Genomic DNA, 24,689 nt, shown 5'->3' with positions numbered 1-24,689 from the left:
CCCATGCTCGGGGCCTCGCCGGATCTCCTCGCCGGCGGGGCCCCGAGTCACGTCTGGGCTCTGCCACACCGCACCTACTTGCGGCTCTGCCACGCCGCACCTACTTGCGGCTCCGCCACACCGCACCTACTTGCGGCTCCGCCACACCGCACCTACTTGCGGCTCCGCCACACACGCAAGCTCTGCATCGGCCCTCAGCGGCCTCCGCGGGCGCGACGCGCCGGCGACACGCCGAGACCCGTGTGGCGGAGCCGCGAAAACGTGTGGCGGAGCCGACAGGGGGGGCGACAGGGGAACAAGCGCCAACCGGGGGGACAGGGCCCAGCTGAGTCGCAGAAGGACGAGGGGGCTAGCGGCCCACCATCGTGGTGACGTCGAGCAGCGCGTCGAGCTGCTCCTCGGTGATCTCGCCGCGCTCCACGAAGCCCAGGTCGATCACCGCCTCGCGGACCGTGAGCCCCGCCTTGACGGAGTGCTTGGCGATCGCGGCGGCGTTCTCGTACCCGATCACCCGGTTGAGGGGAGTGACGATCGAGGGGGAGGCCTCGGCGAGGCGGCGCGCGCGGTCGACGTTGGCGACCGTGCCGTCGATGGTGCGCTCCGCGAGCACGCGTGACGCGTTCGCGAGCAGGCGGGTCGACTCGAGCACGCCCAGCGCCATGACAGGAATCTGCACGTTGAGCTCGAACGCGCCCGATGCCCCGGCCCACGCGACCGTGGCATCGTTGCCGATCACCCGCGAGCACACCATGAGCACCGCCTCGGGCACCACGGGGTTGACCTTGCCCGGCATGATCGAGGACCCCGGCTGCAGGTCGGGGAGCTGGATCTCGCCGAGACCGGTGTTGGGGCCAGAGCCCATCCACCTGAGGTCGTTGCAGATCTTGGTGAGCGACACCGCGATGGTGCGCAGCGCCCCGGAGACCTCGACCAGTCCGTCGCGGGCGGACTGCGCCTCGAAGTGGTTGCGGGCCTCGGTGATGGGCAGGCCGGTGTCCTCGGCGAGCAGGGCGATCACGCGCTGCGGGAAGCCGTCGGGGGTGTTGATGCCCGTCCCGACGGCGGTGCCGCCGAGCGGCACCTCGGCGACGCGCGGCAGGGCCACGACGAGCCTCTCGACGCCGTAGCGCACCGCGGCCGCGTAGCCGGAGAACTCCTGGCCGAGCGTGACGGGGGTCGCATCCATGAGGTGAGTGCGCCCCGACTTGAAGACGTCGGCGAACTCCTCTGCCTTGGCCTCCAGCGACGTCGCGAGGACCTCGAGGGCGGGCATGAGATCGCCCACGAGTGACGCGGTGGCGGCCACATGCACCGACGTCGGGAACACGTCGTTCGAGGACTGCGACGCGTTGACGTGGTCGTTCGGGTGGACGTCGCGGCCGAGAGAGCGCGTCGCGAGCGTCGCGATGACCTCGTTGGTATTCATGTTCGACGACGTGCCCGAGCCGGTCTGGAAGATGTCCACGGGGAAGTGCGCGTCGTGAGCGCCGGCCGCGACCTCGTCGGCTGCGGCGACGATCGCATCGGCGACGTCGGCCTCCAGCACACCCAGCTCGGCATTGGCGCGCGCGGCGGCCTTCTTCACGCGGGCGAGCGCCTCGATGTGGCGCCGCTCGAGCGTGGTGCCGGAGATGGGGAAGTTCTCGACGGCGCGCTGCGTCTGCGCGCGATAGAGGGCGTGGGCGGGGACCCGAACCTCGCCCATGGTGTCGTGCTCGATGCGAAACTCCGTTGTCATGCCGCCAAGTCTGGCACGACCGATCGGGACCGAGGTCCTCCTTCTATGCGCGGTTGAGCTCCTCGCGCGTGGGCGGGTTGGCGCCCGGCCTGGACACCGTGATGGCGCCGATGCGGGCGCACCTGTCGAGCACGGCCGTCAGCTGGGCGTCGGAGATGGTGCGCAGCACCTCGCGGCGCGAGCCGCCTAGGAGAGCCTCGTCCCAGAGTCCGTCGATGATGCCCGACATGAACGAGTCTCCCGCCCCGACCGTGTCGGCCACTGTGACCCGCGGAGCCGCCACCGAGACCTCGCGTCCGTCGTGCACGAAGGCGGTGGCGCCCTCGCCGCCTCGGGTGACCACCACGATGGCAGGGCCGCTCCTCGCCCAGGCGCGCGCGACATCGTCCACCGCCTCGCCGGGAGCGAGCCACGCGAGGTCCTCGTCGGAGGCCTTGACGACGTCGGCGAGAGCGACGAACCGCTCGACCGCGCCGCGCGCCGCGGCGGGCTCTCCCATGAGTGCGGGGCGTGCGTTGGGGTCGTAGGTGATGGTCGAGTGGTAGCGCAGCACCTTGACGAGGCGGTGCACGGCGGTGGCCCCCGGCTCGATCACGGCCGCGATCGAGCCCGTGTGCACCGCGAGCGGCTGCTGGCGCATCCTCACGCCGGGCGCGATGTCCCAGTCGAGGGCGAAGTCGTAGGTCGCGGCGCCCGACTCGTCGAGGGTCGCGGTCGCGACGGAGGTCGGCCCGGGTCCCGCAGACCCCGGGACCAGGTGGACGCCGTTGTCCTGCAGGTGGTCCGCGACCAGCACCCCGTGGGCGTCGAGCCCCAGATGCGTGAGGAGATCGACCTCGCGGCCCAGGCGGGCCAGCCCGAGCGCGACGTTGGCCGGTGACCCGCCGGGGTGCAGGTCCCGCGTGCCGTCGCCGCGCACCACGACGTCGACGAGCGCCTCGCCAATCACCAGGACGTGCTCGGTCATGCGTCGGCGTCCGCGTCGTCGGCGGACTCGTCGCTGACGTCGTCGCTCGCTCCTTCGACGCGCGCGAGGGCGCCGTCGAGCAGCGCCTGGCACCTAGCCGCGAGCGCCTCTCCTCGCTCCCACAGCGTGAGGGAGTCCTCGAGCGTGGCGCTACCCGTCTCGAGTTTCGCGACGATCGCGACGAGTTCGTCGCGCGCGTCCTCGTAGGAGAGGGAATCCACCGGACGGTCGAATGCTGCGTCGCTCATGACCCGTACGCTACCCGCGCGCTCAAGGACCGCACACGTCGTGCCGACAATCGCGTCATAGTCGCACCCGTGGGCCCTCTCATGGGGTACGACCGAACGACTACACAATGGGGTGGGGAATGTTCAGCGACACCAGTGCACAGCAGACGGCCTTGCAGAGCGCCCAGCGCGCGATCGCGGCGGGAGTCACGGACGGCGAGCTCGCGGCCTTGTCGCGCGCTCCCGAGGTCAAGGTGAGGGCTGCCGTCGCCGAACACGCGGGCACGCCGCTCACGACGCTGCTCAAGCTCGCGCAGGACACCGCGGTCGACGTGCGCATCGGCGTCGCACGCAACCGCCGCAAGGGCATCCCGATCGAGCTTCTCGAGGACCTCGCGAAGGACAAGAGCGTCGACGTGGTCTACGCGCTGATCGACAACCCCTCCGTGCCGGAGTCGCTCATCGCCAAGCTCGGCCGTCACCTTCACCGCGAGTACGCGAAGGCGGCCCGCGCGCGCCTGTCCGAGTCGAAGAACGGCACGTGGGCACCGGCCGTGGAGGCCGCAGCCGAGCCCGCGCCCACGCCTACGCCGGCCGTGCCCTCGTTCCCCGCAATCCAGGAGCCCACCGTCGCGCGCACTCCCGTCACGCCCATGGCGGATCGCTCGCGTGCCGACGCGCTCGACATCCTGTTGGGCGACAAGCGCTAGGCGCGCTTCGGCGCGCGGCCCCGTGCGACGGCCTCGATCTCGCCGCGAGCCAGGCGGATCCGCAGGATGTCGCCCTTGGTGATGGACGTCGCGTCCGAGACGACCGTCCCGTCCGGCGTGCGCACCACCGCGAAGCCCCGCTCGAGCGTGCTCTGTGGACTGAGGGCGCGCAGCGTCGCCGCGAGCGTCGCCGTCTCGGACCGCGCCTGCGCGAGAGTCGCGTGCATTGCGCGATGTGAGGCCGCCGTCGCGAGGGAGAGCGCGGTCGCGAAGGGGGCCAACATGGCCTCGGGCCGCGCGAGCACGGGCCGGGCCCTGAGTGCCTCGAGCGCCGCGGCCTCGCGTCGCGCCGTGCGGATCATCGCTCCGGCCAGCGACGACCTCGCTCTCGACAGGCCCGCGCGCTCGGCGGCGGCATCGGGGACGATGCGCTTGCCGGCGTCCGTGGGCGTGGAGGCCCTGTAGTCGGCCACGAGGTCGAGCAGGGGAGAGTCCTTCTCATGCCCGATTGCGCTCACGAGCGGGGTCGCGCACGCCGCCGCCGCGCGCACGAGCGACTCGTCGCTGAAGGGCAAGAGGTCCTCGAACGACCCGCCGCCGCGCGCGACCACGATCACGTCGATCTCGGGAAGCGCGTCGAGCTCGCGGATTGCGGCCACCGTCTCCGGCACGGCCCGTGGGCCCTGCACCGTGACGCGGCGAATCTCGAACGTCACCCCCGGCCATCGTCGGCTTGCGTTCTCGACCACGTCGTGCTCCGCGTCCCCCTGGGTCGCGCATACGAGGCCGACGGTGCGGGGGATGAACGGCAGCGCGACCTTGCGGTCCGCGTCGAAGAGTCCCTCCCGTGCGAGCGCCTCCTTGAGTGCCTCGAGCCGTGCCAGAAGGTCTCCCAATCCGACCTGGCGCACGTCCCTGCCGGCGAGCTGGAGCGTGCCGGATCGCGTCCACCATTCGGGCTTGGCCTGAATGACGACTCGGGTGCCGTCCGTGAGGGCGGTGCCCAGGGCATCGGCCGCGCTGGCGGGGAGCGTCGCGCTGAGCGACATGTTCTCGTCGGTGTCACGCAGGGTGAGGAAGACCAGGTGTCGCCAGCGCTTGACGTTGAGGACCTGCCCCTCGACCCACACGGGGGGCAGGCGCGACACGAACTCGCCGATCTTGGGGGAGAGGTGGCGCACGGGCCACGGCCGCTCCGGCGTGGTCTCGGCCGCAGTCGCGGGAAGCGTGTGCGGGGCCGGCTCGTTGTCCTGCGGGGGCGTGGTCGGCTCGGTCACGCGCCCCAGCCTGCCACGTAGGATGGAGACCATGCCCGCCCCCACCACCAAGCGTGTCCTGCTCGCTGCCCCGCGCGGCTACTGCGCCGGCGTCGATCGCGCCGTCATCGCCGTCGAGAAGGCTCTCGAGCTTCACGGTGCGCCCGTGTATGTCCGCAAGGAGATCGTCCACAACAAGTACGTCGTGGAGACGCTGTCCGAACGTGGCGCGATCTTTGTCGACGAGACGGACGAGGTTCCCGAGGGCGAGCGCGTGGTCTTCTCCGCGCACGGCGTGTCCCCGGCGGTGCGCGCGGCGGCGGACGCGCGCAGCCTGCAGACCATCGACGCGACGTGCCCGCTGGTGACCAAGGTGCACAAGGAGGCGATTCGCTTCGCCCGCGACGGTCGCACGATCCTGCTGATCGGCCACACCGGTCACGAGGAGGTCGAGGGGACCGCCGGCGAGGCGCCTGACCACACGATCGTGGTGAACTCCCCCGAGGACGTCGCCACACTCGAGGTGGCGGATCCCGACAACGTCGTGTGGCTCTCGCAGACCACGCTGTCGGTCGACGAGACGATGGAGACGGTGCGCCGCCTGCGCGAGCGCTTCCCCGCGCTGCAGGACCCGCCGAGCGACGACATTTGCTACGCGACGCAGAACCGCCAGGTGGCGGTGAAGAAGCTCGCGCCCGCATGCGAGTTGGTGATCGTCGTGGGGTCGGCCAACTCGTCCAACTCGGTGCGCCTGGTCGAGGTGGCGCTTCAGTCCGGAGCGGACGCGTCGTATCGGGTCGACCGTGCGGCCGAGCTGCGTGACGAGTGGTTCGACGGCGTGACGACCGTGGGCGTGACGTCCGGGGCCTCCGTGCCCGAGATCCTCGTGCGCGACGTGCTCGACTCGCTGTCGGCGCGAGGCTTCGACACCGTCGAGGAGGTCAGGACCGCGACCGAGGACCTCATGTTCTCGCTGCCGCGCGAGATCCGTGCCGACCTCAAGGCCAAGGAGGCCGAGCGCGCGCTGCGCGCCTAGTCGTGTGAACCGTCGTTGCCGGACGTGAGTTCCGGCGCGGCGAGCAGCCGGATGTCGGACTCGACGCGCTCGACGGGCGGCAGCTCGGCGGCGATCTGCTGCATCTCGCCGAACTTGCGGGCGCTCACGAGCACGCGCGACTCGAGCGAGGCGACCGTCGAGTTGTAGGCGCGGCCCGCCTGGTCGAGCGCGCGTCCGACCTTGCTCAGGTGGCCCGCCATGGTCGACAGGCGGTCGTAGAGCTCCTTGCCGAGCGCGAGCACCTGCTGCGCGTCGCGCGCGAGGGCGTCCTCGCGCCACGCGTGCGCGACGGTCCGCAGCATCGCGACGAGCGTGGTGGGCGTGGCGATGAGCACCCCGCGTCCGTACGCGTACTCCTGCAGCGAAGAGTCTTGCTCGATCGCGGCCTGGTGGAAGGCCTCGGAGGGCACGAACATGACGACGAACTCGGGAGCGGAAGCGAACTGGTCCCAGTAGCGCTTCGCGCTGAGCTCGTCGACGTGCCTGCGCACGTGACGCGCGTGAGCCTGCAGTCGCTCGACCCGGACCGCCTCGTCGTCGGTCTCGAAGGCCTCGAGCAGGCCCACGAGCGCGACCTTCGCGTCCACGACGATCGTGCGGCCGCCCGCGAGGCGCACCGTCATGTCGGGGCGGAGCGCGCGGCCCTTGCCGTCCCTCACGCTCTCTTGTTCGACGAAGTCGACGTGGGGGAGCATCCCCGCGAGCTCGACCACGCGACGCAGCTGCACCTCGCCCCAGTTACCCCTCACGTCCGAGCGGCGCAGCGTGTTGATGAAATCGTCGGCCTTGCGGCCCACTCGCTCCGAGGCCTCGAGCATCTGACGCACCTGCTCGGCCAGTGCAGCCTGGCCCGCTGCCCTCGCGAGGTCGGAGTCGGCCGTCTGCCTGCGCATCGTCTCCAGGGTCCGCGCGAGCGGCTCGACCATCTCCCTGATCGCCTGCTCGCGCTGCGCGAGCGTCGCGCCGCCCTGCTGCTCCGAACGCTTGAGGCGCTCGTGCGCGAGATCGAGGAACTGCGCCTGGCTCTCCCGCAGGGCCTCGGCGCTCAGGGCGCGGAACTCCTGGCGGAGCGCGGCGCGCTGGGCGTCGGCGCGTCGGGTGGCGGCAGTCGCCCCGATCGCGGCACCGAGTGCGGCACCGAGGATGAGGCAGAGCAGGGCGATCAGCAGGGTGTCCATGCCACGACGGTCCCACGCGCCACCGACAGGGGACGGAGGTCGGTCCCGCAAAGGAAACGCGACGCAAGAATCCTGCGCGTCACGCATCACTCTTGTGACGCGGACCACATGAAAGCGCTTCCTTGCGCACGGTGGTTACTATTTGGTCACAAAACCACGCCAGGCGGCACAAGGAAACATCGCGTTAACTCGCACGTGTCTAGCCTGGCAGGGTGGCACGTCATCAGCGTGCTCATCAGTCGCCGTCCCGAGACCCGGGACGACGCCTATCCCAGCCCGCCTCAGGCGGGCGCACATAGGAGGAATAGTGAAGATCAGCAAGTCCGTGCTCGGGGGTGTGGCTGTCGCGTCCGCGGCTGCCCTCGTCCTCGTCGGCTGCTCGTCCACCGGTTCCGAGACCGACCCGTCGGCTTCGGCCGGCGGCGGTACGACCGGCGACGCCATCATCAAGACCAACGGCTCCGAGCCCGCGAACCCGCTCATCCCGAGCGCCACCAACGAGACGGGTGGCGGCAAGATCATCGACGCGATCTTCGCTGGCCTCGTGTACTACGACGGCGACGGTGCCCCGCATAACGAGGTCGCGGAGTCCATCACCACCGAGGACTCGCAGACCTTCACGGTCACCCTCAAGGAGGGCTGGACCTTCACCGACGGCACTCCCGTGCTCGCCCACAACTTCGTGGACGCGTGGAACTGGGGCGCGGACCTGGCCAACGCCGAGGTCTCTCTGAACTCGTACTTCTTCGAGGCGATCGAGGGCTTCAGCTGGGACGAGTCCGTCCCGGAGATGTCCGGCCTCACCGTGGTCGACGACCTGACCTTCACGATCACGCTCAAGCAGCCCCAGGCCGACTTCCCGCTGAGCCTCGGCTACTCGGCGTTCTACCCGCTGCCCGACTCGTTCTTTGAGGACCCCGAGGCTTTCGGTGCGAACCCGGTGGGCAACGGCACCTACATGCTCGAGGACCCGGCCGACTGGCAGCACGACGTCCAGATCGAGCTCGCGGTCAACCCCGACTACGCGGGTGAGCGCGTCGCGCAGAACGACGGCCTGCTGATCACGTTCTACGCCACGCAGGACGCGGCCTACGCCGACCTCCTCGCGGGCAACGTCGATGTGATCGACGGCATCCCCGACTCCGCGTTCGCGACCTTCGAGGCCGACCTTGGCGACCGCGCGGTCAACCAGCCCGCCGCGATCTTCCAGTCCTTCACCATCCCGGAGCGCCTCGCGCACTTCTCGGGTGAGGAGGGCAAGCTCCGTCGCCAGGCGCTGTCCATGGCGATCAACCGCGAGGAGATCACCGACGTGATCTTCCAGGGCACCCGCACCCCGGCCTCCGACTTCACGTCGCCGGTCATCAACGGCTGGTCGGACTCGATCCCCGGCTCCGAGGTGCTCGCGTACGACCCCGAGACCGCGGTGGAGCTGTGGGCCCAGGCCGACGCCATCTCCCCGTGGGAGGGCACCTTCGAGATTGGCTACAACGCCGATGGTGGCCACCAGGGTTGGGTCGACGCTGTTGCCAACTCGATCAAGAACACGCTGGGCATCGAGGCCGCCGGCGCCCCGTACCCGACGTTCGCGGAGTTCCGCACGTCGATCACGGACCGCGTCATCGAGACCCCGTTCCGCACCGGCTGGCAGGCGGACTACCCGTCGCTGTTCAACTTCCTCGGCCCGCTCTACGGCACCGGTGCAGGATCGAACGACGGCGACTACTCGTCCGAGGCGTTCGACACGCTGCTCGCGGAGGGCTCGTCCCTGACCGACACGGACGAGGCCAACGCGAAGTTCCAGGAGGCGCAGGAGATCCTGTTCCAGGACCTTCCGGCCATCCCGCTGTGGTACTCGAACGTGACCGGCGGCTACGCCGAGACCGTCGAGAACGTGGTGTTCGACTGGCACTCGGTGCCGCTGTTCTACCAGATCACCAAGAACTAGTCGGATCGACGGCCCGTCCCGCTACCCGCGGGGCGGGCCGTCGCACGTCCGGAAACGGCCGGACGTCCCGACGCCGCGTGCCACCGAGTGGGTATCCTCGCTCCGTGCGGGGCACGCGGTCCCGGCCCAGTAGAATCGGCTTCCTTATGCTCAAGTCTCAGACATCGTGGGAGCGCCCATGCTGATGTACGTGGTGCGCCGCCTCCTGCAGGCGATTCCTGTCTTCCTTGGAACAACGTTCCTCATCTACTTCATGGTCTTCTCAATGCCGGGAGACCCGATCATCGCGTTGTTCGGTGACAAGACCCCGAACCCCGCCGTGCTCGCGGCGATTCGCGAGCAGTACAACCTCGACGAACCGTTCATCGTGCAGTACTTCCTGTACCTGCAGAACCTCGTCACGGGAAACCTTGGCGTGACCTTCTCGGGCCAGGAGGTCGTCGACGTCCTCTCGCGTGCCTTCCCCGTGACGCTCAAGCTCGTGGCGATGGCCGTCGTCATCGAGTTCATCCTGGCGGTCGTGATCGGCCTCATCTCGGGGCTGCGCAAGGGCGGCATCATCGACAACGCGAACCTCGTCACCGCACTCGTCCTGAGCTCGGTGCCGCCGTTCGTCGCGCTGTTCGTCGCGCAGTACTTCATCGGGATCAAGCTCGGTTGGGCTCCGGTCACCGTGGGGGCCAATGCGACGTGGGGGTCGATGCTGCTCCCCGCGATCGTCATCGCGCTCACCATCTACGTGACGGGCATGCGTCTCATGCGCGGCTCGGTGATCGAGGCGCAGTCCGCAGACTACGTCCGCACCGCGGCCGCGAAGGGCCTCACCGCGCGTCGCATCATCCCCGTGCACGTCGCGCGCAACTCGCTCATCCCCGTGGTGACCAATACCGCCGCGAGCTTCGGTGCGCTGATCGCGGGCACCACGGTCACGGAGGGCATCTTCAACATTCCCGGCGTGGGCAAGGTCCTCTACGACGCGATCCTGCGAGGCGAGAACGCCACCGTCGTGTCCTTCGTCACCATCCTCACGATCCTCTACGTGATCGTGAACATCCTGGTGGACCTGTTGTATGCCGTCCTCGACCCAAGGATTCGTTATGTCTGAGCGCACCACCGAGCACTATGTGGCGCCCGTCGACCCCGACGAGAAGGTCGAGGTCGACCGCGTTAAGCTGAGCGAGCGCAAGTCGAACCTGTGGCTCGACGCGTGGCGCGACCTGCGTCGCCGGCCGCTGTTCTACATCGCCATGTCGATCGTCCTTGTGGTCGTGGTTGCTGCGCTGTTTCCGTCGCTCTTCACAGACGTCCTGCCCAACAACGACTGCTTCCTCGAGAACTCCAATGCCGGACCCGCCGAGGGCCACCCGCTGGGCTTCACGCGCCAGGGCTGTGACGTGTACTCGCGCATCGTCTATGGCGCCAGCACGTCACTCTCGGTGGGGCTGCTCGTGGTCGCGATCACCGCGGCGATCGGCATCCCCATGGGCGCGATCGCGGGCTTCTACGGTGGCTGGGTCGACTCGCTGCTGTCGCGCGTGGGCGACATCTTCTTCTCGATTCCCTACTTCCTCGCGGCCGTGGTCGTGATGTCGGTGCTGTCCGCGCACCGCAACGTCTTCGTGATCTCGCTCGCTATCGGTGGATTCGCGTGGGCCTCGCTCGCGCGCATCCTGAGAGCGGAAGTCCTCCAGGTGAAGAACCTCGAGTACGTGATGGCCTCGGAGGCGGTGGGACGCGGCAGGTTCAGCACGCTCCTGCGTCACGTGCTTCCGAACTCCCTCACCCCGGTGATCGTGTACCTCACGATCGCGCTCGGTGCGGCGATCACCGCGGAGGCGACGCTGTCCTTCTTGGGAATCGGACTGCCCAACACGATCATGTCGTGGGGCAACGACATCGCTCAGGCGCAGACGTCCATCCGAGTGGCGCCCATGGCGCTGTTCTGGCCGTCGCTCGCGCTAACCATCACGGTGCTCGCGTTCATCGTGCTTGGCGAGCTCATCCGTGACGCGCTCGACCCGAAGGCGAGGGCCCGTCGATGACCGACACCACCGTGCAGACCTCGGCATCAGGCCGGCCCTTGGCCGATCCGAGCAAGCCGCTCGTCCAGGTCAAAGACCTCGAGGTGACGTTCAAGACCGGGACGGGCGACGTTCACGCCGTCCGCGGCGTCTCGTTCGACATCTATCCCGGCGAGACCGTAGCGATCGTGGGCGAGTCCGGCTCGGGCAAGTCCACCACGGCGACCGCGCTCATCAAGCTGCTTGCCGGCAACGGCCGCATCTCCGGCGGCAAGGTGCTGGTCGAGGGCAAGGACATCACCGGCTACAGCGAGCGCCAGATGGCGAGCGTGCGTGGCGGGGTCATCGGCTACGTGCCGCAGGACCCGATGTCCAACCTCAACCCCGTGTGGTCCGTGGGCTTCCAGGTGCGCGAGGCGATCCGTGCCAACGGCGTCGCCAGCGGGCGTAAGGACATCCAGGCCAAGGCGATCGAGGTGCTCCAGCAGGCGGGCCTCGCCGATGCCGAGCGCCGCATGGAGCAGTACCCGCACCAGTTCTCGGGCGGCATGCGCCAGCGCGTGCTGATCGGCATCGGCCTGGGCGCGGACCCCAAGCTCCTCATCGCGGACGAGCCGACATCGGCGCTCGACGTGACGGTGCAGAAGGTGATCCTCGACCACCTCGAGTCGCTCACGCGCGAGCTCAACACGGCGCTGCTGCTCATCACGCACGACCTGGGCCTCGCGGCCGAGCGGGCGTCGAAGCTCATCGTCATGCACCGTGGGCGCATCGTGGAGTCGGGCGACAGCCTCGAGATCCTGCAGCACCCGCAGCACCCGTACACCAAGCAGCTCATCGCCGCGGCGCCGTCGCTCGCATCGCGACGCATCCACTCATCCACAGGCGCCGCCGTGACCGAGGGTGTCGACGCGATCGACATGCTCAAGCTCGCGGTCAAGCACGAGGACACCGAGGCGGTCATCGAGGCCGCTCCCGTCATGGTCTCCGTCAAGGACCTGCGCAAGACGTACTCGATCCGTCGCGGAGGCTTCAAGTCGGAGCCGCTGCACGCTGTCGACGGCATCTCCTTCGAGATCCACAAGGGCACCACGCTCGCGCTGGTGGGAGAGTCGGGCTCCGGCAAGTCCACGGCCGCGCGCCTGGTGCTGGGTCTCGAACCGCCGACCGAGGGCGAGATCGTGGTCGGCGGCCAGAACATGGCGGGCGCCTCCGCGAAGCAGCTGTTCGATCTGCGTCGCCGCATGCAGGTGGTCTTCCAGGACCCGTACGCCTCGCTCGACCCGCAGCGGTCGATCGGCGCGATCATCGCGGAGCCGCTCAAGGTGCACGGCGTGGGCGACCGAGTGTCGCGCCACGCACGCGTCGAGGAGCTGCTCGAGCAGGTCGCACTGCCCACCGAGCTCGCGCACCGCTACCCCAACGAGCTCTCGGGCGGCCAGCGCCAGCGCGTCGCGATCGCGCGTGCGCTCGCGCTCAAGCCCGAGGTCGTGGTGCTCGACGAGGCCGTCTCGGCGCTCGACGTGCTTGTCCAGGCGCAGATCCTGCAGCTCCTCGCGGACCTGCAGGAGGAGCTCGGGCTCACGTACCTCTTCATCACGCACGACCTCGCGGTCGTGCGCGTGGTCGCGGACGCGGTCGCGGTGATGGAGCAGGGCAAGATCGTCGAGGCCGGCCCCACGGACGAGATCTTCGAGAACGCCCAGCAGCCGTACACGCAGCGTCTGCTCGACGCGATCCCCGGAGCGGGTATCGAGTTCGGCAACTAGGACACACACCGAAGGCCCCGGCGATCCTCATTCGGATCGGCCGGGGCCTTCGGCGTGTGTGCGGGATCTACTCGAACGGCGCGAGGTCGCCCGGATCGGGGATGTCGACGTCCGGGACGCGGTCCTGCGCCGGGGGCGCCTCGCCCACGACCTCCGTCGCCGGGCGCACCTTGTCGAGCGCCTGCTGATCGCGGGTATGCGCGAGGCCGGGATTGAAGATCTCCTCGAAGCTCATCTCGCCACAGTAGGGCGCGACGGCGCCCACGTCACCTGCCCGGGGCATCGTCCCCGTGCCGGGTGGCGCGACGAGGGGACGATGCCGGCGCGGCCGCGCCGGTAGACTGGCTCCCCGTGGCACTCACCATTGGAATCGTCGGACTCCCGAATGTCGGCAAGTCGACCCTGTTCAACGCCCTCACCCGCGCCGAGGTCCTGGCCGCGAACTACCCGTTCGCGACCATCGAACCCAACGTGGGCGTGGTTCCGCTCCCTGACGCGCGGCTGGGCCAGCTCGCGACGGTGTTCGGCTCCGAGCGCGAGGTCCCCGCGACGGTGTCGTTCGTGGACATCGCGGGAATCGTCAAGGGCGCGTCGGAGGGCGAGGGCCTCGGCAACGCATTCCTCGCGAACATCCGCGAGGCCGATGCGATCTGCCAGGTGACGCGCGCGTTCGAGGACCCGGACGTGGTGCACGTCGACGGCAAGGTCGACGCCGCCTCGGACATCGAGACCATCAACACCGAGCTCATCCTGGCGGACCTGCAGACGGTCGAGAAGGCGATCCCGCGCCTCGAGAAGGAGGTGCGTGCCAAGAAGGCCGAACCCGCCTTCCTCGCCGCGGTCCAGACCGCCAAGGAGATCCTCGAGTCGGGCACCGCGCTCAGTGCGGGCGCCGCCGCCGCGAAGCTCGACCTCGCGGACGTGCGCGAGCTCAACCTGCTCACCGCCAAGCCCTTCATCTATGTCTTCAACACGGACGATGCCGGGCTGCTGGACGCTGACAAGAAGGCCGCTCTCGCGGCCCAGGTCGCGCCGGCCGAGGCGATCTTCCTCGACGCGAAGTTCGAGTCCGAGCTGGTCGAGCTGACCGAGGACGAGGCCCGCGAGATGCTCGCGGAGAACGGCCAGGACGAGTCGGGGCTGGATCAGCTCGCGCGCGTGGGCTTCGACACGCTCGGGCTGCAGACGTACCTCACCGCGGGCCCCAAGGAGGCGCGCGCGTGGACCATCCGCAAGGGCTGGACCGCGCCGCAGGCAGCCGGCGTGATCCACACCGACTTCGAGCGCGGCTTCATCAAGGCCGAGGTGGTGCACTTCCACGACCTCATCGAGGCCGGGTCGATGGCATCCGCGAAGTCGGCGGGCAAGGTGCGCATCGAGGGCAAGGACTACGTGATGCAGGACGGCGACGTCGTGGAGTTCCGGTTTAACGTGTAGAGGCGGCCCAAGGGCTGGTCGAGCGAAGCAGCGTCCGGCCGGTCGCGCACCTCGGCTGACCTTGACGGCCCCCCGACACGACGATGCTCGTTGAGCCGATGCGCGAGGCACCGCTGAGGGCGTCCGTATGCTCACTGGCGTGAATGTGCTCGGAGTGGTCGATATCGATGTGGAGGACCGAGGGCTCGGGTTCGGACCCCTGCGAGGCCTTGCGTTCACTGTCGACGGCATGAGGCTCGCGCGGTGGCACGAGCAGCTCAACGGTGGAACCACGTACGGGCTGATCTGCGCGGGGACCACGCCCGACGGCATTGCAGAAGCGCTTGAATGGCTCGACCCGGATGTGCCCTTCTCGGAGAGCCACCGCCCCGTCGAGGTGTGCTGGTGCCGCGATCCCGGGTGCGGGCTCGTGGGGGCGCGGATCGAACGCCGCACTTCCGTGGTGAGCTGGACTGGGCTGTGCCGGTACGACATCTTCAGTGACGGTCCGCCCGCCGAGACCTCAGTGGAGTTCATGTTCGACGAGAGGGACTACCGCGTGGTTCTGGATGAGATTCGCGCGCGGTGCGCGCAGGCGACGGTCCTTGAGCAGGACCCAAAGCGCAGGTTTCGTCGACAGGAACCGCCTCGCGAGGTCGTACGCCTCTAGAGAGCGGCGGCAATCCGAGCGCTTGCGTCTGTCGGTACGCTCGAAGCTCATGCTCTGAGGTTGCTCGGCTCTCGAACACCGTTGGGTCCAGAGTTAACGCGTAGCGTCATTGACGCTCTCCGTTATGCGATGCTCGTGTGATCAGATCCTTCAGCGACAAGAACGCTGAGCGGATCTGGGACGAGCATTTCGTGAAGGCGATCGATCGGCGGGATCAGCGCGCCGCGCTTCGCAAGCTTGAGGCGCTCCACGCTGCGGCGGAGGTGGAGGACCTGCGGATCCCACCAGGAAACCGGCTCGAACTGCTCACGGGCGATCGCGCGGGTCAGCACAGCATCCGTGTGAACGACCAATGGAGGATCTGCTTTCGATGGAAGGACGGAGGTGCGGATGATGTCGAGCTCGTCGACGACCACTGAGGACGACCTGATCCAGCCGGTCCATCCCGGAGAGGTCCTCATGGAGGACTTCATCGAAGGGTTCGGGATCACCCAGAACAAGCTTGCGGTCGCCATCGGGGTCCCTCCGCGGCGCATCAACGAGATCGTCCACGGTAAGCGTGGCATCACGGCCGACACCTCGGTGCGGCTCAGTGCGTACTTCGGGACGACGGCTGAGTTTTGGATGAGCCTGCAGTCCCACTACGAACTGCGGCTCGAGCGTCGCGCTCTTCGCGACCAGGTCGCGGCGATCATCCCGCTGCAGGTGGCGTAAGCGACTCGTCTTCGGTGTCGAGGTGCTTCACGCTCGACGCCAGAGGGGAAATGCGATCGCCGTGCTCGGCCTCGCGCTCACATCGGTGGCGACGACTGGCGGCCACCAGGCGAGCTGCGCCGCTTCTGTCGAGGCCGAAAGCCGAGACTATTGACAGGGCTGTTGCGGAGTTCCGGTGTGACGTCCCAGGTCACGCATCCGCGCCGCCCGGAGCCTCCGGCCACTCGAGCACGCGCGCGCTCGCGTAGTCCCTCTCGGCGCCGTCGAGGGGGTCGACGAAGCGCAGCCGCCGTGCCACGAGCCTCAGCGGCGAGGAGAAGTCGGCCGGGTCGACATCGAGCACGTCCGGGTACAGCGGGTCGCCCACGATCGGCAGCCCGGCGTCGGACATCTGGAGGCGCAACTGGTGCGTCTTGCCCGTCACGGGCGTGAGCCGGCACCGCGCGTACGCGCCGCGCGCCTCGAGGACCTCCACCACGGTCTCCGCGTTGGGCTCTCCCGGCACGAGTTGCGCCTGGAGGCTCCCGCGCCGCTTCTCGATGCGCCCGACCAAGCGGCGCGGGAAGGTGATCGCCGGGTCAAGGCGCGCGATTGCCTCATACGTCTTCGCGACGTCGCGCGACTGGAAGGCGCCGGCGTACGCACCTCGCACCTCGCGACGCGTCGTGAAGACCAGGACCCCCGCGGTCAGGCGGTCGAGACGGTGCGCTGGCGCGAGCTCGGGCAGGTCAAGCGCGAGCCGCAGTTTCACCAACGCGGTCTCGCGCACGTGCACCCCGCGCGGGGTGGTGGCGAGGAAGTGGGGCTTGTCGATCACCACCAGGGTCTCGGTGCGATCCAGGATCTCGAGCGGGAAGGGGACCGGCACCTCGTCCTCGAGGGGACGGTGGAACCACACGAAGGCGTGCGGGCGGTACGGCTCGTCGCCGGTCAGGACCGTTCCGGAGTGGTCGACGAACTCCCCGGCCGCGAGCCGTGCCTCCACCTCGGCAGCGGCGGGCAGGCGCGACACGAGGAAATCGCGCATCGTCGCCCACGTGGGTTCCCCCTCGGGGCCGCGCCCCGGCGTGCGCACCCACGCGGCGTCGAGCCCGTGGCGCTGGGGCAGGGGAGAGCGCGGCGGCATCAGGCGGGCGTGGCGTCGGCGAGAGGGGGCACGCCGAGCATCGTACGGCCCGCTCACGTCGCACGGCCTTACCGCTACGCTCCGTCCATGACCTCACGCCAGCTCATCTCTTCCGGCGGTCCCTGGGAGGAGCGCGTCGCCTACTCGCGCGCCGTGGTCCAGGGCGACTGGGCCTTCGTCTCCGGCACCACGAGCACCGCGAGCGACGACGTCGCGGAACAGGCGGACGCCGCCCTGGCGACCATCGCCGCGGCCCTCGAGCAGGGCGGCTTCTCGATGGCGGACGTGGTGCGCGTGCGCTATCTCCTGCCCGATGCCGCGGACTTCGAGGCGTGCTGGCCCGTCCTGCGGCGCTGGTTCGGGGACGTGCGCCCCGCCGCCACCATGCAGCAGTGCCCGCTGATCGATCCCGCGATGCGGATCGAGATCGAGGCCACGGCCTTCCGCGGCTGACGCTCCTGAAGGAGCGGCTGGCAGGAAGGCCGTGGCACGTGGACGATGCTGGGGTGGGGTCCTAGCCGAGGGGCCCGCGGGAGGTGGTGTCCCCGCCGCTCACCTCGCCACGCCAGCCGCCCTCCTCGACGCCGCGCTCCTCGATGAACGACTTGAACTGCGCGAGGTCGGCGCGGACCATGCCGTCATCGACCTGCAGGGCCGCTCCCGCATGCTCGACGAAGCCCTGGGGGTCCCAGTTGACGGTGAGCGTGACGCGCGTCGCGTCGGGGCCCACGGGCTCGAACTCGACGCGTCCACCCTGGTCGAGTTCGCCGAGTGCGTGCCACGCGAGGTGGCTGTCGGGCACCTGATCCGTGATCTCGGCGTCGAACTCGCGACGGGCACCTCCCACGGTGGTGACCCAGTGGGTGCGGGTGTCGTCGATCTGCGTGACGCTCTCGATCCCCGACATGAAGCGGGGGAAGGACTCGAGCTGAGTCCACTGGTTGTATGCGGTGCTGAGGGGAACCTCAACGTCGATCGTGCTGCTCGCGGTGGTCATGTGAGCCTCCTTGAGGTGAGCTGTCTCGAACTGCCGCGGGGCCGGTTTGCCCCGCTCTTAGGGACAACCCGGGTCGCGCCGCGAGCCTTCCCGATTCGCGCCCGAACGGTCGACTACGTGGCGTGATGCTGCGACAGTAGAGCGCTCAGGCGCCGACGATCGCCGCCGCGTCCACCATCGCGAGCAGCCGCTCGCGCAGCATGTCGCGCTCCGCCCTGGACGGGGTCGCGGCCCATAGTGCGGCGGTCGACACGCCGTCAGCCGCGGCGAGCACGACGGCCTGAGCGGCGGGCTCGAGTCCATCAGCCGCGAGCTCCTCGCGCCACCTGGCGTTGTCCTCGATCACGCGATCGCGCACCCCGGGGATCGTGAGGAGGCGCCCGAGGAGCAGCGTCCTGTCGCGCTCGGACTCGTCGTCCGCGGCGTCGAGCGATGCGAGCACCACCGCTCGCGTGAGCCGACCCGCGCCGGCTCGCGGGTCGAGATGGGACTCGATCGACGCGCGGTAGCGCCCGAGGACGTCGTCGGCGAGGGCGACGATCAGCGCGTCCTTCGAGGGGAAGTGATAGAGCAGCCCGCCCTTCGAGACGCCCGCCCGCTGCGCGATCGCGTCCATCGACGCCCCGAGTCCGTGGTCGCCGACCTCGGCGGCCGCCGCGCGGAGCACGAGCTCCCGCGTCGCGCCCGCGTCGCGCCCAGTCGTGCGTGCCACGTGCGCCTCCCTCGGATGGACGATGCCGACAGGGTAGCGGACCCTTTGCGCTAGAAACTATACCGACTGGACGGTACAGTAAATGCCATGCAGGCCTCGTCCCCCCTCACTCCTGCGACCGCCTCGCCTCGCCGCTGGGCCGCGCTCGCGGTCCTCACGCTCGCGATCGCGCTGCTCGCGATCGACGGCACCGTCCTGCTACTCGCCGTGCCCTCGCTCGCTGCCGACCTCGGCGCGACGGCGTCGCAGGTGCTGTGGATCGGGGACATCTACTCCCTCGCCATCGCCGGCCTGCTGGTCACGATGGGCGCGCTCGCCGACCGCCTCGGCCGCAAGCGCGTGTTGCTCGTGGGTGCGGCCGCCTTCGGCGCCGCGTCCGTGCTCGCGGCCTTCGCGCCGAGCGCCGAGGTGCTCATGCTCGCGAGGCTGCTGCTCGGCATCGCGGGGGCGAGCCTCATGCCGTCGACCCTCGCGATCATTCGCACGCTGTTCGAGGATCCCCGCGAGCGGACCCGCGCGATCGCGATCTGGGCCGCGGCGGCAGGCGGCGGCGCGGCGATCGGCCCGCTCGTGGGCGGCGTGCTCCTCGAGCACTTCTGGTGGGGCGCCGTCTTCCTCATCAACGTGCCCGTCATGATCGTGCTCGTGGTCGCCGGCGCAGTCATGCTGCCCGAGTCGCGTGACCCGCGCCCCGGACCGTTCGATCCGCTCGCGGCCGCGCTGTCGATCCTCACGCTCGTGCCGCTCGTGTACGCCGTCAAGCACCTCGTGGTCGACGGGCCGGGGGTGAGCGTGGCCGTCGCAGCGGTGATGGGGGCCGCCGCCGGCGCGTGGTTCGTCGCGCGTCAGCGACGCTCGGCGAGCCCGCTCATCGACGTGGCGCTGTTCGCGCGCGCCGACTTCTCCGGCGCGGTCGCCTCCAACTTCATCGCGGTCTTCGCGCTCACGGGGCTGCTGTTCTTCCTCTCGCAGTACCTGCAGCTCGTGCGCGGACTGGGACCCCTGCACGCGGGGCTCGCGGAACTGCCCGCGGCGCTCGCGTCGATGGCCGCAATCGCCGTGGTCGGCTGGCTGGTGGCCCGTGCGGGCCGCGGCAGGGCCATCGCGATCGCGCTCGCCGCGACCTCGGGTGGGCTCCTCGCGGTCGCCTTCGCCGAGGGCGCGAGCTCCCTGGTGTGGTTGCTCGTCGCGCTCGTGCCGATCGGCCTGGGCGTGGGCCTCGCTCAGACGCTCACGACCGATGCCGTCGTGAGTGCGGTGCCCGCACGCAAGGCGGGCGCGGCCTCGGCCATCTCTGAGGTGTCGTACGAACTCGGTGTGGGCCTGGGCATCGCGGTGCTCGGTTCGCTCATGACCGCCCTGTATCGCGCGGGAGTGACGGTGCCGTCGGGGACCTCCGGCGCGGAGAGCGATGCCCTGCGCGACTCCCTCGCGAGCGCGTCGGCCACCGGCGCGCCCGACGTCATCGACGCGGCGCGCGAGGCCTTCGTCGCTGCGATGCAGGCGACCTCGGTGGTGGCGGCAATCCTCACCGCGATCGGTGCGGTGGTCGCGTGGCGCACGATCCGTCCCGCGCCCACCGATGACGCGACGGAGGCGGATCAGCCGGAGGACTCCGAACCCAGCGCGTCGATCGACGCCCGCATGAGCGCAAGCTGAGCGCGCAGTGCGGCGGGCACCCGCTCGCCGTAGGACGCGAGGAACGCGTCGGCGTCCTCCGCCTCTGCCGTGAGCGCGTCCCGGTCGAGCGCGAACAGCGCGGCCCACGCCTCGCGTGACACTCCGGCCGCCTCGTGATCGATCGCCCCCGGTGCCGGCACGCGCCCGAACGGGCCCTCGACGGCATCGGCCCGCCCCTCGAGCCTGTCGAGGATCCACGCGAGCACATGGATGTTCTCCCCGAAGCCGGGCCACAGGAACTCGCCTGACTCGCCGCGGCGGAACCAGTTGACCTGGAACACCGCGGGGGCGCCGCCCGAGCGCTCGGCCGCGGCGCCCACCTCGAGCCAGTGTCGCCAGTGGTCGGCCATGTGCACGCCGCAGAACGGCAGCATCGCGAAGGGGTCGCGGCGCAGCTCGCCCACCGTGCCCTCCGCCGCCGCGGTGCGCTCGGACGCGAGCGTGGCTCCCATGAGCATCCCGTGCTCCCAGTCGCGCGCCTGCGCGACGAGCGGCACAGTGGTCGCCCGCCTGCCGCCGAAGATGATCGCGTCGAGCGCGACTCCCTCGGGGGCGTCCCAGTCGTCGGCGAGCGTGGCGCAGCGGGTCGCGGCGACGGTGAAGCGCGCATTGGGATGGGCGGCGGGGGAGGACGATGCGGGGGTCCAGTCCGCGCCAGTCCAGTCGGTGAGGTGGGCGGGGGGTCGGCGGTCATGCCCTCCCACCAGACGTCGCCGTCGTCGGTGAGGGCGACGTTGGTGAAGACGACGTCGCGGTCCAGCATGTCCATCGCGACGGGATTGGTGTCGCGGCTGGTGCCTGGCGCGACGCCAAAGAAGCCGGCCTCGGGGTTGATGGCCCGCAGTCGGCCGTCGGGTCCGGGAGCGATCCACGCGATGTCGTCGCCCAGCGTCTCAACCGTCCAGCCGGGGATCGTGGGCCTCAGCATCGCGAAGTTGGTCTTGCCGCATGCGCTGGGGAAGGCCGCCGCGACGTGGAAGGCCCTGCCGCGCGGGGTGGTCACCTTGAGCAGCAGCATGTGCGCCGCGAGCCAGCCCTCGTCCTGGCCGATCGCGCTCGCGATGCGCAGCGCGAACGCCTTCTTGGCGAGGATCGCGTTGCCGCCGTACGCCGAACCGTATGACCACACCTCGCGCGACTCGGGGAAGTGCGAGATGTACTTGGTCGCGTTGCACGGCCACGCGATGTCGGCCTCGCCCGGCTTGAGGGGCGCACCCACCGAGTGCACGCACCGCACCCACGCGGTGCCGGAGTCGATCGCGGTGAGGGCCTCGCGCCCCATGCGCGTCATGATGCCCATGCTCGCGACCACGTACGGCGAATCGGTGACCTGGACCCCGTACCGCGTGAGCGGTCCGCCCACCGGGCCCATCGCGAACGGGACCACGTACATCGTCCTCCCGCGCATCGTCCCCCTGAACAGGCCGTGCAGCGTCTCGCGCATCGCGGCGGGCGGCACCCAGTGGTTGGTGGGCCCGGCGTCCTCCTCGCGTCGCGAACAGATGAAGGTGCGGGACTCCACGCGGGCGACGTCGCTCGGGTCTGAGCGCGCGAGGTAGCTGCCGGGCCGCGCCTCGACGGGCACGAGCGTGCCGGAATCGACCATGCCCGCCACGAGTCCCCTGCGCTCGGCGGTCGAGCCGCCGCACCACACGACCGCGTCGGGCAGGGCGTGCGCGGCGAGGGAGTCGACCCAGGCCGCGATCGACGGGTGGGCGAGGTCGTGGAGGGTGGTGGCGCGGTGTTCCGTGACGGTCATGATCGCTCCGGGGTCGAGGACCGGCGGTGCGGGAAGCGCCGCCTGTTTTCGACGCTAGGGTCGAGTCCGCGCGGGTTGAGCGCGCTCTCGCCGAGAAGTTTCGCGTTTCTTGTCCTAGCGTGAAGAACATGTCCGATCTCGCGACGCTCGGCCGTCGCATCCGTCACTTCCGCACCGCCGCGGGCCTCACTCTCGAGGAGTTGGGGCGCGAGGTCGACGTCGCGCAGAGTCAGCTGTCGCTCATCGAGAATGGCAAGCGCGAGCCGCGCCTCACGCTGCTCGGCGCGATCGCCTCCCGGCTGGGTGTGACGGTCGCGGATCTTCTCGACGAGTCGGCGCCGTCGCCGCGCGCGGCCCTGGAGATCGAGCTCGAGCGCGCGCAGTCGGCCGCCGCGTATCGCGAGTTGGGTCTGCCCGAGGTGCGCGCGACGCGGTCGATGACCGACGAGGTCTTGCGGGCGCTCGTGGGACTGCACCGCGAGCTCGACCGGCGTGCCCGCCTCGCGATCGCGACCCCCGAGGAGGCGCGCCGCGCGAACACCCGCCAGCGACTGAGGATGCAGCAGGTCGACAACTACCTGCCCGACATCGAGGACCTCGCGGAGGCCGACGTCGCCGCCGCGGGCCACGGCGGGGGAGCACTGACGCACCGCACGGTGTCGGTCATGGCGGAGCGGCTGGGCCTGTCGATCGTACACGTCGCGGACCTGCCCCACTCGGCGCGCTGCGTGCTCGACCTCGAGAACGGCCGCATCTACATTCCGCCCGCCTCGATCCCGGGCGGACACGGACTGCGCTCGCTCGCGCTGCAGGCCATGGCGCACCTGCGACTGGGCCACGGCGAGCCGGCTGACTACGAGGACTTCCTGCGCCAGCGCCAGGACGCGAGCTACTACGCGGCCGCGTGCCTCATGCCGCAGGGCGCGGCGGTCGCCTTCCTCGAGCGCGCCAAGCGCGAGCGCGACATCGCGATCGAGGACTTCCGCGACGCCTTTGGCGTCACCCACGAGGCTGCCGCCCTGCGCTTCACGAACCTCGCGACCGCGCGGCTCGACATCCCCGTGCACTTCGTGCGCGTCGCCGGCGACGGCGCGGTGGTGCGCGCCTACGAGAACGACGGGCTGCCGCTGCCCGTCGACGCCACGCATGCGACCGAGGGGCAGATCGTGTGCCGGCACTGGAGCGCGCGGCGCGCCTTCGCGCGCTCCACCCGCACCACGGAGTACTTCCAGTACACGGACACGCCCGCGGGCACGTTCTTCGAGGCGACCCAGACCGGCACCGCCGAGTCCGACGAGTTCTCGATCACGCTCGGCGTGCCGTACGCGCAGTCGCGGTGGTTCCGCGGGCGCGAGTCGGGTCACCGCGAGGTGTCGCGCTGCCCCGACCTCACCTGCTGCAGGAGGCCGGATGCCGATGTCGCCGCGAGGTGGGAGGGGAGGGCGTGGGCGAGCGCGCGCGTCCACGCGCACATCTTCTCGCCGCTACCGCAGGGCACCTATCCCGGGGTCGACGACCGTGAGTTGTACGACTTCCTCGAGTCCCACGCGAGCGCGCCGGAGGAGTAGGAGCGCCAGCTAGCCGAAGAGGCCCCACGCGCCGCCGGCGATCGCGAGCACCGCGAGCGCGACGCCCACGAGGTCGGGCGTGCGCTCGACCGCGGCGTCGCTCTCGCCGTCGGGGTGACCCGCACGCCAGTCCTCCCACGCGTCGTGGACCATCGCGGCCGCGTCACCCGAGGCCGTGCCGGGGCGGTCGCTCGGGCGGCCCCCGAGCGAGGCATCGTCCTCTCCCGCGGGACGGCGCATCGATGCCGCCGCCCCCGGCGCGGGCGCGGCGAAGGCGCCCCACCGACGGCCGGCGTCGTCCACGAGGGTGAGCGACCAGCGCGTCTCGATCGCGCCGAGCCGGGCGAAGGGAATGCTCACGGCGTGCGTCGTATTGCGCAGCACCACGGCGTCGTCGTGGGCCTCGACGCGCGGGCGCAGGAACGCGGCGGTCCCGACCGCGATCGCCGCGACACCCAGCCCGAAGCCGCCCGTGCCGCGAGAGAAGCCCACGGTGACGAGGTGGAGAAGCGCGAGTGCGGCGCCGGCGCCGACGGCGATCCATCCCCACACGACGGACGAGCGGGCACGAAAGGTCTGCATGCGGTCATCCTTCCACGCGGTCGGGAGGGCCGATGCGGGCGGGTCAGTCGTCGGCCTGGCGAGCCCTAAACGCGGCCTGGGCCGCGCGGTTGGTGCACGTCACCGTGCAGTATTTGCGCGAGCGGTTCCGGCTGAGGTCGAGCACGACCCCCTCGCAGTCCTCCATCGCGCACCGCGAGAAGCGCTGCATCTCGTCGGCGCGGATGACGTCCGTCATCGCCATCGCGGTCTCCACGAGGATGCGCTCGTGGAAAGGGCGGTCGTCCGACGTCGCGTGGATGTGCCAGTCGACGTCGCCATGGCGCACCAGGCGGGGGACGGCGGACTGCTCCGCGAGGATCGCGTTGACGAGCGGGACCGCTTCGTCGCGGCTCGCGAGGAACAGCCTGCGCAGCGGCGTGCGGATCGCGCGGACCGGCTCGAGGTCCGCCGCGGTGGGGCGTCCGCCCGTGTAGGCGAAGCGGTCGAAGAAGGCGCGCAACTCCTCGAGCGTGGTGAGCGTGTCCGGGTCGAGTTCCGAATTCGACAGGAACACGCCGGACTCGAGGGCCTCGGCGGTGTCAGTGGCGAACGGCATTTTGACACATTACCACT

The 24,689-nt window shown here is 70.2% G+C and carries 24 protein-coding genes and 1 pseudogene; 13 read left to right on the top strand and 12 right to left on the bottom strand.

What is annotated here, in order from left to right; all coding sequences use genetic code 11:
• Positions 1-349: 349 nt before the first annotated feature.
• From ABEA62_RS02425 to ABEA62_RS02415, 3 genes are read right to left on the bottom strand one after another with little or no spacing between them, the layout of a single operon-like run.
• On the bottom strand, positions 350-1,738 hold the full coding sequence (locus tag ABEA62_RS02425) for a class II fumarate hydratase (protein WP_286213957.1): 1,389 nt from the start codon (positions 1,736-1,738) through the stop codon (positions 350-352).
• A 43-nt stretch (positions 1,739-1,781) separates the two neighbouring features.
• Positions 1,782-2,705, bottom strand: coding sequence for a carbohydrate kinase family protein (locus ABEA62_RS02420; protein WP_286213956.1), 924 nt, complete (start codon positions 2,703-2,705; stop codon positions 1,782-1,784).
• A complete protein-coding gene (locus ABEA62_RS02415) occupies positions 2,702-2,953 on the bottom strand; it encodes an exodeoxyribonuclease VII small subunit (RefSeq protein WP_286213955.1) in 252 nt (83 codons plus the stop codon). The genes ABEA62_RS02420 and ABEA62_RS02415 overlap by 4 nt, the downstream gene beginning before the upstream one ends.
• 119 nt (positions 2,954-3,072) lie before the next feature.
• Between ABEA62_RS02415 and ABEA62_RS02410 the strand changes: the two genes are divergently transcribed.
• Entirely contained in the window at positions 3,073-3,642 is a 570-nt protein-coding gene (locus ABEA62_RS02410) for a hypothetical protein (protein ID WP_286213954.1), read from the top strand.
• Here ABEA62_RS02410 and xseA read toward each other — a convergent pair.
• Positions 3,639-4,919, bottom strand: coding sequence for an exodeoxyribonuclease VII large subunit (gene xseA, locus ABEA62_RS02405; RefSeq protein ID WP_286213953.1), 1,281 nt, complete (start codon positions 4,917-4,919; stop codon positions 3,639-3,641). The two genes, ABEA62_RS02410 and xseA, sit on opposite strands and share 4 nt — an antisense overlap.
• A 31-nt stretch (positions 4,920-4,950) precedes the next feature.
• Between xseA and ABEA62_RS02400 the strand changes: the two genes are divergently transcribed.
• Entirely contained in the window at positions 4,951-5,934 is a 984-nt protein-coding gene (locus ABEA62_RS02400; protein WP_345378387.1) for a 4-hydroxy-3-methylbut-2-enyl diphosphate reductase, read from the top strand.
• On the opposite strand, the gene ABEA62_RS02395 is transcribed toward ABEA62_RS02400, so the two are convergent.
• Positions 5,931-7,133 carry a DNA recombination protein RmuC gene (locus ABEA62_RS02395; RefSeq protein WP_286213952.1) on the bottom strand — a complete coding sequence of 401 codons (1,203 nt, stop codon included), beginning with the start codon at positions 7,131-7,133 and terminating at the stop codon, positions 5,931-5,933. The genes ABEA62_RS02400 and ABEA62_RS02395 overlap by 4 nt on opposite strands.
• A gap of 307 nt (positions 7,134-7,440) precedes the next feature.
• On the opposite strand from ABEA62_RS02395, the gene ABEA62_RS02390 reads away from it, so the two are divergent.
• From ABEA62_RS02390 to ABEA62_RS02375, 4 genes are all read left to right on the top strand, one after another.
• Entirely contained in the window at positions 7,441-9,081 is a 1,641-nt protein-coding gene (locus ABEA62_RS02390) for a peptide ABC transporter substrate-binding protein (protein WP_345378384.1), read from the top strand.
• A 178-nt stretch (positions 9,082-9,259) separates the two neighbouring features.
• A complete protein-coding gene (locus ABEA62_RS02385) occupies positions 9,260-10,186 on the top strand; it encodes an ABC transporter permease (RefSeq protein ID WP_286213950.1) in 927 nt (308 codons plus the stop codon).
• A complete protein-coding gene (locus ABEA62_RS02380; RefSeq protein ID WP_286213949.1) occupies positions 10,179-11,123 on the top strand; it encodes an ABC transporter permease in 945 nt (314 codons plus the stop codon). Before ABEA62_RS02385 ends, ABEA62_RS02380 begins: the two co-directional genes overlap by 8 nt.
• The gene (locus ABEA62_RS02375; RefSeq protein ID WP_286213948.1) at positions 11,120-12,871 is read left to right on the top strand and encodes a dipeptide ABC transporter ATP-binding protein; all 1,752 of its coding nucleotides are present in this window, start codon (positions 11,120-11,122) and stop codon (positions 12,869-12,871) included. Before ABEA62_RS02380 ends, ABEA62_RS02375 begins: the two co-directional genes overlap by 4 nt.
• 67 nt (positions 12,872-12,938) lie before the next feature.
• On the opposite strand, the gene ABEA62_RS02370 is transcribed toward ABEA62_RS02375, so the two are convergent.
• Complete coding sequence (locus ABEA62_RS02370) at positions 12,939-13,106, bottom strand: hypothetical protein (protein ID WP_286213947.1); 168 nt, start codon at positions 13,104-13,106, stop codon at positions 12,939-12,941.
• A 116-nt stretch (positions 13,107-13,222) separates the two neighbouring features.
• Between ABEA62_RS02370 and ychF the strand changes: the two genes are divergently transcribed.
• From ychF to ABEA62_RS02350, 4 genes are all read left to right on the top strand, one after another.
• Entirely contained in the window at positions 13,223-14,308 is a 1,086-nt protein-coding gene (ychF, locus tag ABEA62_RS02365) for a redox-regulated ATPase YchF (protein WP_286213946.1), read from the top strand.
• A gap of 139 nt (positions 14,309-14,447) precedes the next feature.
• Positions 14,448-14,957, top strand: a complete 510-nt coding sequence (locus ABEA62_RS02360; protein WP_286213945.1) for a hypothetical protein — start codon at positions 14,448-14,450, stop codon at positions 14,955-14,957.
• A gap of 137 nt (positions 14,958-15,094) precedes the next feature.
• The gene (locus tag ABEA62_RS02355) at positions 15,095-15,376 is read left to right on the top strand and encodes a type II toxin-antitoxin system RelE/ParE family toxin (protein ID WP_345378381.1); all 282 of its coding nucleotides are present in this window, start codon (positions 15,095-15,097) and stop codon (positions 15,374-15,376) included.
• Complete coding sequence (locus ABEA62_RS02350; protein WP_286213944.1) at positions 15,351-15,671, top strand: HigA family addiction module antitoxin; 321 nt, start codon at positions 15,351-15,353, stop codon at positions 15,669-15,671. The genes ABEA62_RS02355 and ABEA62_RS02350 overlap by 26 nt, the downstream gene beginning before the upstream one ends.
• Positions 15,672-15,861: 190 nt before the next feature.
• Here the strand turns inward: ABEA62_RS02350 and ABEA62_RS02345 are convergent, their stop codons facing one another.
• Positions 15,862-16,797, bottom strand: a complete 936-nt coding sequence (locus ABEA62_RS02345) for a pseudouridine synthase (RefSeq protein ID WP_286213943.1) — start codon at positions 16,795-16,797, stop codon at positions 15,862-15,864.
• A gap of 87 nt (positions 16,798-16,884) precedes the next feature.
• Here ABEA62_RS02345 and ABEA62_RS02340 point away from each other — a divergent pair, with 87 nt between their 5' ends.
• Positions 16,885-17,250, top strand: a complete 366-nt coding sequence (locus tag ABEA62_RS02340) for a RidA family protein (protein ID WP_286213942.1) — start codon at positions 16,885-16,887, stop codon at positions 17,248-17,250.
• A 61-nt stretch (positions 17,251-17,311) separates the two neighbouring features.
• On the opposite strand, the gene ABEA62_RS02335 is transcribed toward ABEA62_RS02340, so the two are convergent.
• Complete coding sequence (locus tag ABEA62_RS02335; RefSeq protein WP_286213941.1) at positions 17,312-17,794, bottom strand: SRPBCC family protein; 483 nt, start codon at positions 17,792-17,794, stop codon at positions 17,312-17,314.
• Between the two features lie 145 nt (positions 17,795-17,939).
• Positions 17,940-18,506 (bottom strand): TetR/AcrR family transcriptional regulator, encoded by a 567-nt coding sequence (locus ABEA62_RS02330; protein WP_286213940.1) that lies wholly within the window; start codon positions 18,504-18,506, stop codon positions 17,940-17,942.
• 87 nt (positions 18,507-18,593) lie between these two features.
• Here ABEA62_RS02330 and ABEA62_RS02325 point away from each other — a divergent pair, with 87 nt between their 5' ends.
• Entirely contained in the window at positions 18,594-20,165 is a 1,572-nt protein-coding gene (locus tag ABEA62_RS02325) for an MFS transporter (RefSeq protein WP_286213939.1), read from the top strand.
• On the opposite strand, the pseudogene ABEA62_RS02320 reads toward ABEA62_RS02325, so the two are convergent.
• Positions 20,108-21,945 (bottom strand): annotated as a pseudogene (locus ABEA62_RS02320) (phosphoenolpyruvate carboxykinase (GTP)). The gene ABEA62_RS02325 and the pseudogene ABEA62_RS02320 sit on opposite strands and share 58 nt — an antisense overlap.
• Before the next feature lie 128 nt (positions 21,946-22,073).
• Between ABEA62_RS02320 and ABEA62_RS02315 the strand changes: the two are divergent.
• Positions 22,074-23,513, top strand: coding sequence for a helix-turn-helix domain-containing protein (locus ABEA62_RS02315; protein ID WP_286213938.1), 1,440 nt, complete (start codon positions 22,074-22,076; stop codon positions 23,511-23,513).
• A 9-nt stretch (positions 23,514-23,522) separates the two neighbouring features.
• Here ABEA62_RS02315 and ABEA62_RS02310 read toward each other — a convergent pair whose 3' ends face one another.
• Together ABEA62_RS02310 and ABEA62_RS02305 are read right to left on the bottom strand one after the other, a co-directional pair.
• Entirely contained in the window at positions 23,523-24,095 is a 573-nt protein-coding gene (locus ABEA62_RS02310; RefSeq protein ID WP_286213937.1) for a hypothetical protein, read from the bottom strand.
• A gap of 43 nt (positions 24,096-24,138) precedes the next feature.
• Entirely contained in the window at positions 24,139-24,672 is a 534-nt protein-coding gene (locus tag ABEA62_RS02305) for a CGNR zinc finger domain-containing protein (RefSeq protein WP_286213936.1), read from the bottom strand.
• Between the last annotated feature and the right edge of the window lie 17 nt (positions 24,673-24,689).

It is taken from the genome of Demequina sediminis, from assembly GCF_039545075.1.
In the GTDB taxonomy this organism is placed as follows: domain Bacteria; phylum Actinomycetota; class Actinomycetes; order Actinomycetales; family Demequinaceae; genus Demequina; species Demequina sediminis.
The sequence above is the reverse complement of the archived record's forward strand: the minus strand, read 5'-3'. Positions and strand labels throughout refer to the sequence as shown.